Source organism: Microbacterium trichothecenolyticum (assembly GCF_041938625.1).
GTDB classification, from domain to species: domain Bacteria; phylum Actinomycetota; class Actinomycetes; order Actinomycetales; family Microbacteriaceae; genus Microbacterium; species Microbacterium trichothecenolyticum_D.
The window spans coordinates 92,751-105,649 of sequence record NZ_CP169427.1 but is presented as its reverse complement, the minus strand read 5'-3'; the positions used below and the strand labels follow the sequence as shown (position 1 = coordinate 105,649).

Below are 12,899 nucleotides of genomic sequence, written 5' to 3'. Positions count from 1 at the left end.
CGGCGTCGCCCCGCCGGCCCGCTGCTCGCCTGTCACGAATGGCTGTTCGCAGCGACACGTCGTGGCAGGGGAGCGCCATCACCCTCAGCCCCTTCCCGCTCACCTGTCGCAAACAGCCGTGAGTAGGGACACTTCGTGACAGGGGAGCAGTTATGCGTGGCCGGAGCGGAGGGCGCTGCGCCGAGCCGCCCCGTTAGGCTCGACCGCATGACCCTCGACCTCGAAGCGATCTACGTCGATCTGCACCGGCATCCGGAACTGTCTTTCCAGGAGACCCGAACGGCGGGGGTGATCGCGCAGCACCTGACCGGGCTCGGCATCGAGTTCGAGGAGGGCATCGGCAAGACCGGCGTCGCCGGGGTGATCCGCAACGGCGAGGGACCTGTCGTGTGGCTGCGCGCCGACATGGACGCGCTGCCGGTGCCCGAGCAGACCGGCCTCGAGTACGCGAGCACGGCGCGCGGCACCGACCCCGCCGGCAACGACGTGCCCGTGATGCACGCGTGCGGCCACGACATGCACGTCACCGCGCTCCTCGGCGCCCTCGAGCGCCTCGTCGCGACCAAGGACGAGTGGTCGGGCACGATCGTCGCCGTCTTCCAGCCCGCCGAGGAGTACGGCGCGGGCTCGCAGGCGATGATCGCCGACGGCGTGCTGGACCGCTTCCCGAAGCCCGACATCGTGCTCGGTCAGCACGTCACGCCGCTGCCCGCGGGCACCATCGGCGTGCGCAGCGGCACGCAGATGGCGGCGTCCGACGGCATCACCGTCACCCTGCTGGGCCGCGGCGGCCACGGCTCGCGCCCTCAGGCGACGATCGATCCGGTCGTGATGGCGGCGGCCACCGTCATGCGGCTGCAGACGATCGTGTCGCGCGAGACCGACCCGCGCGACGTCGCCGTCGTCACCGTCGGCTCGATCCACGCGGGCCTCAAGAACAACATCATCCCCGCCGAGGCGAAGCTCGAGCTGAGCCTGCGCTACCCCGACGACGAGGCACGCGCCCGAGTGCTCGAGAAGGTCGAGCGCATCGTGCGCGCCGAGGCGCAGGCCTCGGGCGCGGAGGAGCCGCCGGTCATCGTCACCGACCACACGCTGCCCCCGACGATCAACGACGTGCATGCGACCGCCCGGCTGGTGCTGGCGTTCGACGCGGCGTTCGGCGACGGCACCGTCATCGACCCGGGCATGTTCACCGGCAGCGAGGACGTCTCGTGGTTCGCCCGCGAGGCCGGCGTGCCCCTCGTGTTCTGGTTCTGGGGCGGGGTCGACCCCGCGACCTTCGCCGAGGCGTTCGCCGCCGGCACGGTCGAGCGTGACATCCCGACGAACCACTCGCCGTTCTTCGCACCCGTGCTGCAGCCCACGCTGAGCCGCGGCGTCGACGCGCTCGTGGTCGCGGCGCGCGAGTTCCTCGCCGAGCCGACGGCGTAGACGGCGGGCGGATGCTGCGGGCCGCAGCATCCGTTCCGCTCCGCCGTCTCTGCCGCCCTGCCCGTCTGTGAGATCAGGAGATCTGGCGGAGACAGGAGACCTCCCCGTGGGGTGCCCCAGCGATGGTGGAGTCTGGTCCTGTGGAGGAGATGAACTCAGGGAGTAAGGATCCCCGGGCTGGTGGGCGCCATCAGTACACGCCGGCCGAGCGGGCCGAGGCGGTGCGGATCGTTCGGTCGTCGAAGGGGCGCACGATCTTGGAGATCGCCGCGGAGTTGGGCATCAATGACAAGACGTTGAACCAGTGGGTCGTGCAGGCGCGCAACGCGGACATCGATCCGGAGGGCTCGATGACGGATGCCGCGAAGCGGCGGATCCGGGCGCTGGAGAACCAGGTCGCGCAGTTGGAGAAGGATCTCGAGTTCGAGAAAAAAGCGCGGGCCTTCACCCAGGCGATCTCACTGCGTCGGAGAAATTCGAAGTGATCGATGGGTTGAAGGCAGACTTCGGGATCAAGTACCTGTGCGGCAAGCTCGGTGTGTCCGAGTCCGGATATCACGCCCGTCAGAGCCGGCCGCTGTCGGCGCGGGAATCGCGGCGGTGGCAGACGACCTCGCGAGTGCTGGGTGCGTTCGTGCAGTCCGGCCGCGCGGATGGGCACCGCAAGATCGCCGCGACACTGCGCGCCGACGGCTACAGCGTCAACGACAAGACCGTGCTCGCGGTGATGCGGGATCTGGGCGTGATGGCTCCCGCGGCCCGGGCCGCGTATCGGAAGGCGGCCGCGCGTGCCCGACGCACACCGGACCCCGCCGACCTGGTGCAGCGCCGCTTCAACGACACGATCCGGCCCGGGACGGTGCTGGTGGGCGACATCACATACGTCGCCACCGCGGAGGGCTGGTTGTATCTGGCGACCGTCATCGACCTGGCCACCCGCATGGTGATCGGCTGGGCAACCGGGAAACGACAGACCGCGGAGCTGGTCGTCGCCGCCATGAAACGTGCCCAGGCGACCGGTCACGTCCAGCCCGGTGCGATCTTCCACTCCGACCACGGCACCCAGTACCGCTCCAAACGGTTCGCCCGCTTCTGCACCCGTCACGGCATCCGCCGCTCGATGGGTGAGAACTTCGAATGCTGGGACAACGCGGTCGCGGAATCGTTCTTCTCGAAGATCAAGAACGAACGACTCCGCTGGCTGCAGCTGACCACCCGCCGCCACGCGACCCGAGAGATCGCGGACTACATCGAACACTTCAACACCACACGCCGGCACCAGACCCTCGGCTACGCCACCCCCGCCGAGACCATGACCCGACTCACAACCCGACCCGCTGCAATCGCAGCCTGAAACGAAAGGAGCAGGGACCGACTCCACGACACGCGGAGCGCCCTACCGCCCTTCGTCCTGTCTTCGCGAGATCTCCTGATCTCGCGAACGACATCCGGAGGGTTCAGAGGGGCTTGGCGAATGCTCCCAGCTTGGCGTCTTCGGCGTCGAGCAGTCGCCGCAGGCCGACGAAGTCGCGCCTGAGGATCCGCGCCAGCACGAACGTCGGCAGCAGGGCGACGAGTCTCAGCCACCCCGCGACGTCGCCGCCGTAGTCGGCGTGGACGCGGGTCCCGCGGCCCTCGGCGGTGCATGCGTACTCCACGCGGGAGTTCCAGGGCGATGTGGAGTGCCACACGACCCGCTCTTCAGGCTCGACGACCTCGAGGATGTCCTCGAAGCGCACGCGGAACGGGCCGATGATGTGGTCGACCGCCGCCCAGCGGCTGCCCACGATGGTGGGGCCGTCACCGACCCGCCGCCGGACCTCGACCGCGGGCGCCCAGTCGTGCCACGTGCCGGGGTCCGCGAAGTAGGGGAACACGCGGGCGGGCGGATGATCGAGGTGGACGTCCAGCGTCACTTGCCGCCACATCGACGTCACACCATCGCGGGTACGGGGCGATCGGGGTAGAGCTCCCGCATCGCCCTGTCGTACTGCCGCTTCATGAGCAGCAGGTAGAGCACCCGGATCGGAGCGGGGAGGTTGGCGCGCATCCAGTCGTCGCGCTCGGCCTCCGGCACACTGGCGAGGATCAGGCCGAGCTGGAGGGACATGATGTCCTTGCCCAGCTCCTTGCGGTGCGCCATGAGCTCGGCGCGCGTGTGCTCCTCCATCCAGTCCCACTCCTGCTGGGAGAGGACGGCGCCGGCCACCGGGAGGATGTCGTCCTCCTCCTGACCGAGGTGCACGACGAGCGTGTCGCGAAGATGCTCGATGTCGCGCGCGAACGCATCGCGCAGCCCGGCGTCCGCCGTCTTCAGCCACGGCTCGAGCTGCGGCTCGATCCGGGCGAGCTGGGAGGCGACCTCGGCGTGCTGCGCACGCATCTGGTCGACGTGCAGGGCGCACCCCGGGTCGCGCGAGACCAGCCTGTCCCACAGCGCGATGTCCTCGGTGTGGTGGTGCATGTGCAGCGCGTAGAAGTCGAGGTGCGCGTACCGGCCGACGACCGCGGCCCGCTCGGTATCGCCCGGCGGGACGCCGCGGACGAGCTGCGGCAGCTCGCGATACAGCCAGCGGAAGATCCTGTGCACGAGGATCAGCCCCGACGTGTCGCAGCCCGGTTCCTGCCCCGCGGGCATGGATCCGGACGAGGGCAGTCTGGTAGCCATTTCGCACCCCCGATCTCCGCGTTCGTCGACGGCGACGACCCCAGGCGGTGATCAGCGGGATTCTACTCCCGCGCCCCTCGCCACCGCACTGCCTGCGGGAACGACGGCGACGACGCCGGGCTCAGCGACCAGGGGCCGCGGTCGAGCCCGGGGGCGCAGCATCCGGTTCCTCGAACTCCCTCGCGTCGGTGAGATGTTGGCCCGAAGCAAGGCCCGGGAGCCCTCGACGCCCGTCGGTGGTGAGCGCGAGCACGATCGAGACCACCGCGAACACCGAGGCCACGAAGGTCCAGGCGCCGGGGAGGGCGCTGAGCACGAGGTAGCCGCCGATGCCGGTCGCGAACCGCAGGAAGCGCGCGAGCCCGACCGGGAGCGGCCCGCCGGTGAAGCGGAGCTGCACCGCGTGGTCGCCGATCGTGCCACCGGTCGCGAGCGTCACGACGAGCCACACCACGATCGGCACCGCGGAGCCGATGAGGCTCGCCGCCGAGCCGTCACGCACCGCCGCGTCGGCGCCGAGGACGTAGAGCACGAGCTGTACGGCGACCATGACCGTGAGGGTGAGCACCCACGCGGCGAGCCCGTCGCACAGCATGCCGAGCAGGCGCCGGCCGCGCGTGACCGGCTGCGGCTGGTCCGCGTCGGGCAGGCGAGGCGACCCGCGGTAGCGGCGCGGCACGGCGAGCGCGAGCAGCGAGCCGAGCACCGCGCCCAGGGTATTGGTGAGCAGGTCGTCGACGTCGAACACGCGGTAGGCGCAGGGGTAGAGGCCCCACACACCGGTGAGCTGGGTGACCTCGACGAAGCCCGACAGCGCGACGCCCACGACGAGGGCCGTCACCACGCCGCGGCCGCCCAGCACCCGGAGGAAGAAGCCGAGCGGCATGAACAGCAGGACGTTGAGCAGGAGCTGCAGCACCGCGGGATCGGTCGCGAAGCCGCTGCCGCGGCGCACGACGGCCCCGCGCACATCGTCGGCGATCGCGGTCACGTCGATGTTCACGCCCGCGCACGCGATCGTGTCGGGGTCAGGGAGGGGCAGAAGCGTATAGGTCCAGATCGCCATCACGTAGATGAGCGCGGCGCCCCAGATCACGAAGCGCCCGACTCCGAATCCGCCGCGCCGACGGTAGCTGAGCGCGACGAAGGGGACGAAGAGCAGCACCCCCACGACCAGCCCGAGGGTGATCGCGAGCACACCCAGGATGATCTGCTCGTCCACGGTACGAGTGTCCCAGAGGGGCACCCGTATGGATTTCGTGAGGATGGCCGTCTGGATGCATCCTCACGTTCTGCTCACGAGTAGCCTTACCCGCCGTGACGAACGAAAGCCGCGAGCAGTCGGTGGATGAGGCCCCCATCGCCAAGCGCCTCATCCTGGGCGACCCGCTCGCGTCCACCGACTCCGACGAGCACCTGCTCCCGAAGAAGAGGGCGCTGCCGATCTTCGCCTCCGATGCGCTGTCGTCGGTCGCGTACGCTCCGCAGGAGCTGCTGCTCATCCTGCTGACCGGTGGTCTGGCGTTCCTCGCGTTCGCTCCGTGGGTCGCCGTCGCCGTCATCGTCCTCCTGACCGTCGTGGTCATCAGCTACCGCCAGCTCATCAAGGCCTACCCGTCGGGCGGCGGCGACTACGAGGTCGCCCGCAAGAACCTCGGCGAGATCCCCGGGGTGATCGTGGCCTCGGCGCTCCTCGTCGACTACGTGCTCACGGTCGCCGTCTCGATCGCGTCCGGCGTCGACAACATCATCTCTGCGCTGCCCGGCCTCAACCCCTGGCGCATCGAGCTGGCGGTCGGCTTCGTCATCCTCATCGTCGTCGTGAACCTCCGCGGTGTGCGCGAGGCGTCGAGCGCCTTCGCGATCCCCACCTACATCTTCATCGGGTCGGTCGGAGTGATGATCGTCGTCGGCCTCTTCCAGATCGTGACCGGCAACCCGCCGGTCGCCTCCAGCGCGCAGTACGGGGTCGAGACGCAGAGCCTCACCCAGGCCGCGGTCATCCTGCTGGTGCTGCGCGCATTCTCGAGCGGCTGTTCCGCCCTCACGGGCGTCGAGGCCGTCTCGAACGGCGTGCAGGCGTTCCGCCAGCCGAAGGTGCGCAACGCTCAGACCACCCTCGCCATGATGGGCGGGATCGCGATCCTCCTCTTCGCGGGACTCACGGCGATCGCACTCGTCTCCGGCGTCCACTACGCCGAGAACCCCTGCGACCTCATCGGCTTCGACTGCTCCAATCCGCAGCCGAGCCTCATGGCCCAGGTGTCGTCGGCCGTGTTCGGCATGAACTCGATCCCGTTCTTCATCATCCAGGCGGCGACCGCGGTGGTGCTGCTGCTGGCGGCGAACACCGCCTTCAACGGGTTCCCGCTGCTCGGGTCGGTGCTCGCTCGCGACGGGTACGCTCCGAAGGCTCTCAACACCCGCGGCGACCGCCTCGTGTACTCGAACGGCATGATCATCCTGGGTCTGGTCGCGATCGGCGTGCTGATCGTCTACCAGGCGAACCTCACCAACCTGATCCAGCTGTACATCATCGGCGTGTTCGTCTCGTTCACGATCGGCCAGATCGGCATGATCCGGCATTGGATGCGGGGGATCCGGGGCATCCGCGGACTCCCGGCCGAAGCGCGCCACAGCAGTTCGACGCGCACCGAGCTGTTCGGCCTGCGCAAGGGACTCGTCATCAATTCGCTCGGCGCAACGATGACGGCATCCGTCCTCGTCATCGTGACGATCACCAAGTTCACGCACGGCGCATGGCTCGTCTTCCTCGCGATCCCGGTGCTGTCGTTCCTCATGATCGGCGTGCACCGCTACTACCGCGACGTCGATCACGAGATCGCCATGGACGACCACATCCACTTCGGCTCGACGGGCGACGTCGCCCTCATCCTCGTCAACAAGCTGCAGAAGCCTGTCGTGAAGGCCGTCGACTACGCCCTCGCGGCCAAGCACGACAAGACCTTCGCCGTGCATGTCTCGGTGACGAAGGAGGACGCCGCGGCCCTCGAAGCGGAGTGGCGGGCGCATCGCATGCCGATCCCGCTCAAGATCATCGAATCGCCGTACCGCATGTATGCGAGCCCGATCGCGGAGTTCGTCAAGAAGTACCGCGAGGAGCACGGCTCTGCGGTGGTCACCGTCTATCTGCCGCAGTACATCGTGGGTCACTGGTGGGAGTCGATCCTGCACAACCGTCGCGCGCGCCGCATCGCGCAGCAGCTCATGCTCGTGCACGGCGTCTCGATCACGCTCGTGCCGTGGCTGCTCGACTCCTCGGAGCTCATCTACGGGCGCCGCTCGCGTGCGCTGCCCGGCGACGACCGCGCCGGACGCGCCACCGTCCCCGAGGTGCATCGGGTCGGCCGTCGCGCGGTCCGGCCCGCGGGGCCGCCCGAGAAGGCGGACGCCTCCGAGCCCTCGGTCACGCCGAAGCCCTGACCCCGGCGCCGGGCGCGTGAACCCGAACCCACACCCGGCGCCGGGTGCCGGCCCCGCCCGGGGACGCGGCATCCGGCATACCCTTGAAGGGTGAGTTCCTCCGCACCCGCACCCTCGTCGGTCGCGCCCCTCGACGCCGCCGCTCTCCGCGCGGACTTCCCGATCCTCGGACAGCGCGTGAACGGCGAGCGCCTGGTCTACCTCGACTCGGGCGCCACCAGCCAGAAGCCGCAGGCGGTCATCGACGCCGAGGTCGACTTCCTCACGCGTGCGAACTCCGCCGTGCACCGCGGCGCCCACACCCTCGCCGCCGAGGCGACCGAACTCTTCGAAGACGCCCGCACGACGGTCGCCGGGTTCGTCGGCGCCCGCCCCGAGCAGCTGGTGTGGACCAGCGGCGCGACCGCCGGGCTCAACCTCGTCGCCTACGCGATCGGCAACGCGTCGGTCGGTCGAGGCGCCCCCACCAGCGCGCGCTTCGCGCTGCAGCCCGGTGACGAGATCGTCATCACCGAGACCGAGCACCACGCGAACCTCATCCCCTGGCAGGAGCTCGCCTTCCGCACCGGCGCGGTGCTCCGCCACATCCCCGTGAACGACGACGGCTCTCTCGACATGGATGCTGCCGCCACCCTCATCGGCGAGCGCACGCGTATCGTCGCGTTCACACACGTATCGAACGTGCTGGGCATCGTGAATCCCGTCATCGAGCTCGTCGCCCTGGCGCAGGCGGTCGGCGCGGTGACGGTTCTCGACGCCTGCCAGTCGGCGCCGCATCTTCCGCTCGACTTCCCCGCGCTCGGCGTCGACCTCGCGGTGTTCTCGGGGCACAAGATGCTCGGCCCCTACGGCGTCGGAGGGCTGTACGGCCGAGCCGACGTGCTCGAAGCCCTGCCGCCGTTCCTCACCGGCGGCTCGATGATCACCACCGTCACGCTCGACGAGGCGTCGTACCTGCCGCCGCCGCAGCGGTTCGAGGCCGGCACACAGCCGGTGTCGCAGGCGATCGGGCTCGCGGCCGCGGTGCGCTACCTCGAGGGCGTCGGCATGAGCGCGGTGCACGCGCACGAGAAGGCGCTGGAGGCCCGTATGGGTGAGGGACTTCGTGCGATTCCCGGTGTGCGGCTCCTCGGCGACGCCGACGGTGCGGAGCGCGTCGGCCTGTGGGCGTTCGACGTCGACGGCGTGCACGCGCACGACGTCGGCCAGTTCCTCGACGCCCGCGGTGTCGCGGTGCGCGTCGGACACCATTGCGCGCAGCCGCTGCACCGCCGCTTCGGGCTCACCGCCTCGGTGCGCGCGTCGTCGCAGCTGTACAACACGACGGGCGATGTCGACGTGTTCCTCGACGCGCTGTCGGGCGTGCGCGCGTTCTTCGGAGCCGGCGCATGAGCGGCCTCGAATCGCTCTACCAGGAGCTCATCCTCGACCACTCCAAGCGCCCGCATGGCAAGGGCCTCGCCGCTGAGGCCGCCGCCGAAGGCGTTGCTCATGGCCAGCGTGTCGCGACGTCGTTCCAGCGCAACCCGATCTGCGGCGACGAGATCACGCTCCGCGTGCGCCTCTCCGACGACGGCACCACCGTCGACGAGGTCACGTGGGACGGCGCCGGCTGCTCCATCTCGCAGGCGTCGGCGTCGATGCTCGCCGCGCTGATCGAAGAGGAGGGACGGATGCCGCGGGACGAGGCATCCGCTCTCATCGAGGGCTTCCGCGAGGCGCTGCGCTCACGTGGCGAGATCGCCCTCGATGAAGAGGTCTTCGGCGACGCCGCTGCGCTGTCCGGCGTCTCGAAGTTCACGGCGCGGGTGAAGTGCGCGATGCTCGCGTGGGTCGCCTTCGAGGACGCCGCGTCGCGGGCGTAAGAAGCGGCGCAGCCGGCCCCCCTCCCGGTCGTTGAGCGAGCTTGCGAGTCGAAACGCCTTGGGCATCCGGGCACGCCCCGGCCGCACGATCCTCAGTCCCCGCCCGCGACGGGATGCGTGCGGCGCACAGTGATGTCGCCGTACCCGGCCCGCGCGTAGAGCTCCACCGACGCCTCGCCCTCGACGGGACCGGTGGCGGTGTCCAGCTCGTTTCGCACCACGCCGTGCTGGCTCGACGCGTCGAGCCACGCCGCCGTGCCGGAGCGGATGCCGAGGTCGACAGCCCCGTACGACGCCTCGACCCGCGCGGTGCCGCCGTTGAGGTCGCCGATGCGCACGGGTCCGTACGCCGACCGCACCGTGAGTGCGGGGCCAGGATCGCCGAGATGCACGACGCCGCTCGACGTCGCGATGTCGGCGACGCCCGAGACCGAGCCCACGTCGATCCCGGCGTCCGAGCCCTTCAGGCGCAGGGCTCCGTCGACGATGCCGATGCGGGCACGGCCGGACGTGATGTCGACGTCCGCGTCGCCGCGCACGTGCTCGACGCGCAGCTCTCCGTGCCCGAGACCCAGGTCGGCGCGGCCGGTGCGCTCGAGGGTCGCGTCGCCGTAGTCCAGCGCGATGCGCGCGGTGCCGACCGCGCCCGCGACGCGGATCGAGCCGTACTTGAGCGCCAGCGACACGTCGGACCCGGTGGGGATCCGCACCGACACATCGACCGAATCGCCCGATCCGAAGAGGGTGAACCGCACCGGTCCGACGATGCGCAGGTCGGACCCCGCCTGGGTCACCCGCACGGCCTCGGACGCGGTGCGGTCGCCCGCGCGCTGCGGGTTCGCGGGCGCCACGTCGACGGCGAGGTCACGACGACGCTCGGCGACGACGTCGATGCGGCCCATCTGCACCTCGATGCGCACCGCCGCCGGACCCGACACCGGGAACGTCGGCATCAGCGCACCCAGCCCGTGTAGGCGGAGCTCGCGCTGCGGGCTGCCGGCGGCGCGGGCTCTACGGCCGTCGCGACGGCCCGGACCAGCCAGGTGTTGAGCGAGAGCCCCTCGGCGGCGGCCGCGGCCTCGGCGCGTGCCTTGAGCGAGTCCGGCAGACGCAGCGTGGTGCGCGCGGTGGCATCGTCGGGATCATCGGATGCTGCGCCCCCGAGCACGACCGGCCCGCTCGGGTTGGCGGTGGCCTCCGTCGCACGCTCGGGCTGAGGGCGTGCGACGACGAAGTCGATCTCGCGACCGCGCAGTCGGAGGTCGACGGAGCCGGGGGCGAGCTCTCGCGTGATCTCACCCGCCGCCTCGGACAGCGCCTCGAGGATCGCGAGCCGGGCCGCCGGCTCGAGCGCAGCCGCGAGCCGAGCGGCCACCTCGGCGGATTCGGGGGCTGCGGCTGCGGCGAGCCGACGCTGAAGCTCCTCGACATGCGTGGCGATCTGCATGACGTCAGAGTGACATCAGCGTGGTGTCATGTCAACGCTTCACCTGCACCCCGTCAGGGTGCCGTGAGCGTCGGCCCGGACGGCGTTCGGATTCCGTGAGGACGGCGGCTGCAGCATCCGTGCCCGAGTTGCATCGTATGCGCACCTCAACGCACCTACCGGGAGTCCCTGTGCTCGATGTCATCTACCTCGCCCTGACGCTCGCGCTGTTCGCGCTCGTCGGACTCGTCGCCAAGGCGGTGGAGAAGCTGTGATCGTCTTCTCGCTCGTCGGGGCCGTCCTCGGCCTCGCCGCGATCGTCTACCTCGTCGTCGCCCTCGTGAAGCCGGAGAAGTTCTGATGGAGGTTTCGACAGGCTCAACCACCGGAGAGGTGTGGGCCGGCATCCTGCAGATCGCGACGGTCATCCTGATCCTCGGGCTGCTCTACCGCCCGCTCGGCGACGGGATCGCCCACATCTACACCTCAGGCAAGGACTGGCGCGTCGAGCGCGTCGGCTACCGTCTCGTCGGCGTCGACCCGAAGTCGGAGCAGACCTGGCAGGCGTACGCCCGAGGCGTGCTGGCGTTCTCGCTCATGGGCGTGCTGTTCGTGTACGCACTGCAGCGGTTCCAGGCCGTGCTGCCGTACTCGCTGGGCCTGCCCGCCGTTCCCGAGGGCCTCGCGTTCAACACGGCCGTGTCGTTCGTGACCAACACGAACTGGCAGTCGTACTCCCCCGAGCTGACGATGGGCTACACCGTCCAGCTTGCGGGGCTCGCCGTGCAGAACTTCGTGTCGGCCGCTGTCGGCATCGCCGTCGCCGTCGCCCTCGTGCGCGGGTTCGCCCGCCGCGGCTCGCTGACGATCGGAAACTTCTGGGTCGATCTCACCCGCGGCGTCGTCCGGCTCCTGCTCCCCCTGTCGATCCTCGCCGCGATCGCGCTGATCATCGCCGGCGTCGTGCAGAACTTCAACGGATTCGTGGAGGTCGGCACGGTGTCCGGCGGAACGCAGCTGCTGCCGGGCGGCCCGGTCGCCTCCCAGGAGGCCATCAAGGAGCTCGGCACCAACGGCGGCGGATTCTTCAACGCGAACTCCGCGCACCCGTTCGAGAACCCGACACCCTGGACCAGCGTGCTCGAGATCCTGCTGCTCCTCGCGATCCCCGTGGCCATGCCGCGCGCGTTCGGCAAGATGGTCGGCGACAACCGCCAGGGCTACGCGATCCTCGCCGTCATGAGCACGATCGCCATCCTGTCGATCACCGCCGTGACGTGGCTCGAGTCTCTCGGCCTCGGCACCGCGCCGCAGCTCGCCGGCGCCGCGATGGAGGGCAAGGAGGTGCGCTACGGCATCTGGGGCTCCACGCTCTTCGCCGGCGCGACGACCCTCACGTCCACCGGTGCCGTGAACTCCATGCACGACTCGTACACGGCGCTCGGCGGCATGATCCCGATGATCAACATGATGCTCGGCGAGATCGCGCCCGGCGGCGTCGGCTCGGGCCTGTACGGCATGCTCGTGCTCGCCGTGATCGCCGTGTTCGTCGGCGGGCTCCTCGTCGGCCGCACGCCCGAGTACCTCGGCAAGAAGATCGGGCCGACGCAGATCAAGCTCGCGAGCCTGTACATCCTCGTCACCCCCGCACTCGTGCTCGCGGGCACGGCGCTGAGCTTCGGCATCCCGGCGATCCGCTCCGACCTGGAGTCGACCTCGATCTGGAACCCCGGCGTCCACGGCCTCGGCGAGGTGCTCTACGCCTTCACGTCGGCCGCGAACAACAACGGCTCCGCATTCGCCGGGCTCACCGCGAACACGCCGTGGCTCAACACCGCGCTCGGCGTCGCGATGCTGCTCGGTCGGTTCGTCCCGATCGTGCTGGTGCTCGCACTGGCCGGCTCGCTCGCCGCCCAGACGCCGGTGCCCTCGACGGCCGGCACCCTGCCCACCCACTGCCCGCAGTTCGTCGGCCTGCTCGCCGTCGTCGCGGTCGTCATCACCGCACTCACCTACTTCCCCGTTCTCACGCTGGGTCCCCTGGCGGAAGGGCTCGTCTGAT

General features: G+C 70.0%; 13 protein-coding genes. 8 read left to right on the top strand and 5 right to left on the bottom strand.

All coding sequences use genetic code 11. From position 1 onward, the window contains the following. Positions 1-207 precede the first annotated feature (207 nt). The 3 genes from ACEYYH_RS00510 (at position 208) to ACEYYH_RS00500 (ending at position 2,788) form a co-directional block, all read left to right on the top strand. Positions 208-1,434 (top strand): amidohydrolase, encoded by a 1,227-nt coding sequence (locus ACEYYH_RS00510; protein ID WP_374976366.1) that lies wholly within the window; start codon positions 208-210, stop codon positions 1,432-1,434. Positions 1,435-1,583: 149 nt separating this feature from the next. Then, positions 1,584-1,919, top strand: a complete 336-nt coding sequence (locus ACEYYH_RS00505; protein ID WP_374978152.1) for a transposase — start codon at positions 1,584-1,586, stop codon at positions 1,917-1,919. Then, positions 1,916-2,788 carry an IS3 family transposase gene (locus ACEYYH_RS00500; protein ID WP_374975770.1) on the top strand — a complete coding sequence of 291 codons (873 nt, stop codon included), beginning with the start codon at positions 1,916-1,918 and terminating at the stop codon, positions 2,786-2,788. Before ACEYYH_RS00505 ends, ACEYYH_RS00500 begins: the two co-directional genes overlap by 4 nt. A 103-nt stretch (positions 2,789-2,891) precedes the next feature. Here ACEYYH_RS00500 and ACEYYH_RS00495 read toward each other — a convergent pair whose 3' ends face one another. The 3 genes from ACEYYH_RS00495 to ACEYYH_RS00485 form a co-directional block, all read right to left on the bottom strand. Continuing rightward, positions 2,892-3,350 (bottom strand): SRPBCC family protein, encoded by a 459-nt coding sequence (locus ACEYYH_RS00495; RefSeq protein WP_374976365.1) that lies wholly within the window; start codon positions 3,348-3,350, stop codon positions 2,892-2,894. 17 nt (positions 3,351-3,367) lie between these two features. Beyond that, positions 3,368-4,102 carry a hemerythrin domain-containing protein gene (locus ACEYYH_RS00490; protein ID WP_374976364.1) on the bottom strand — a complete coding sequence of 245 codons (735 nt, stop codon included), beginning with the start codon at positions 4,100-4,102 and terminating at the stop codon, positions 3,368-3,370. A 121-nt stretch (positions 4,103-4,223) separates the two neighbouring features. Continuing rightward, on the bottom strand, positions 4,224-5,324 hold the full coding sequence (locus ACEYYH_RS00485) for a VanZ family protein (protein WP_374976363.1): 1,101 nt from the start codon (positions 5,322-5,324) through the stop codon (positions 4,224-4,226). A gap of 95 nt (positions 5,325-5,419) precedes the next feature. On the opposite strand from ACEYYH_RS00485, the gene ACEYYH_RS00480 reads away from it, so the two are divergent. From ACEYYH_RS00480 to sufU, 3 genes are all read left to right on the top strand, one after another. Further along, positions 5,420-7,546: an APC family permease gene (locus tag ACEYYH_RS00480; RefSeq protein ID WP_374976362.1), complete on the top strand. Its 2,127-nt coding sequence runs from the start codon at positions 5,420-5,422 to the stop codon at positions 7,544-7,546. Between the two features lie 90 nt (positions 7,547-7,636). Beyond that, the gene (locus ACEYYH_RS00475; RefSeq protein ID WP_374976361.1) at positions 7,637-8,938 is read left to right on the top strand and encodes a cysteine desulfurase; all 1,302 of its coding nucleotides are present in this window, start codon (positions 7,637-7,639) and stop codon (positions 8,936-8,938) included. Then, entirely contained in the window at positions 8,935-9,411 is a 477-nt protein-coding gene (gene sufU / locus ACEYYH_RS00470; protein ID WP_374976360.1) for a Fe-S cluster assembly sulfur transfer protein SufU, read from the top strand. Before ACEYYH_RS00475 ends, sufU begins: the two co-directional genes overlap by 4 nt. 92 nt (positions 9,412-9,503) lie before the next feature. On the opposite strand, the gene ACEYYH_RS00465 is transcribed toward sufU, so the two are convergent. Next, the gene (locus ACEYYH_RS00465) at positions 9,504-10,364 is read right to left on the bottom strand and encodes a DUF4097 domain-containing protein (RefSeq protein WP_374976359.1); all 861 of its coding nucleotides are present in this window, start codon (positions 10,362-10,364) and stop codon (positions 9,504-9,506) included. Continuing rightward, positions 10,364-10,858, bottom strand: a complete 495-nt coding sequence (locus ACEYYH_RS00460) for a toxin-antitoxin system HicB family antitoxin (protein ID WP_374976358.1) — start codon at positions 10,856-10,858, stop codon at positions 10,364-10,366. The genes ACEYYH_RS00465 and ACEYYH_RS00460 overlap by 1 nt, the downstream gene beginning before the upstream one ends. A 250-nt stretch (positions 10,859-11,108) precedes the next feature. On the opposite strand from ACEYYH_RS00460, the gene ACEYYH_RS00455 reads away from it, so the two are divergent. Together ACEYYH_RS00455 and kdpA are read left to right on the top strand one after the other, a co-directional pair. Beyond that, positions 11,109-11,198 carry a potassium-transporting ATPase subunit F gene (locus tag ACEYYH_RS00455; RefSeq protein WP_116195031.1) on the top strand — a complete coding sequence of 30 codons (90 nt, stop codon included), beginning with the start codon at positions 11,109-11,111 and terminating at the stop codon, positions 11,196-11,198. Continuing rightward, on the top strand, positions 11,198-12,898 hold the full coding sequence (gene kdpA, locus ACEYYH_RS00450) for a potassium-transporting ATPase subunit KdpA (RefSeq protein WP_374976357.1): 1,701 nt from the start codon (positions 11,198-11,200) through the stop codon (positions 12,896-12,898). The genes ACEYYH_RS00455 and kdpA overlap by 1 nt, the downstream gene beginning before the upstream one ends. Position 12,899: the final 1 nt, after the last annotated feature.

Coding starts and splice junctions, on each gene's coding strand:
- kdpA (WP_374976357.1), top strand. CDS start 11,198: ATGGAGGTTTCGACAGGCTCAACCACCGGAGAGGTGTGGGCCGGCATC.
- sufU (WP_374976360.1), top strand. CDS start 8,935: ATGAGCGGCCTCGAATCGCTCTACCAGGAGCTCATCCTCGACCACTCC.
- ACEYYH_RS00465 (WP_374976359.1), bottom strand. CDS start 10,364: ATGCCGACGTTCCCGGTGTCGGGTCCGGCGGCGGTGCGCATCGAGGTG.
- ACEYYH_RS00510 (WP_374976366.1), top strand. CDS start 208: ATGACCCTCGACCTCGAAGCGATCTACGTCGATCTGCACCGGCATCCG.
- ACEYYH_RS00490 (WP_374976364.1), bottom strand. CDS start 4,102: ATGGCTACCAGACTGCCCTCGTCCGGATCCATGCCCGCGGGGCAGGAA.
- ACEYYH_RS00460 (WP_374976358.1), bottom strand. CDS start 10,858: ATGCAGATCGCCACGCATGTCGAGGAGCTTCAGCGTCGGCTCGCCGCA.
- ACEYYH_RS00505 (WP_374978152.1), top strand. CDS start 1,584: ATGAACTCAGGGAGTAAGGATCCCCGGGCTGGTGGGCGCCATCAGTAC.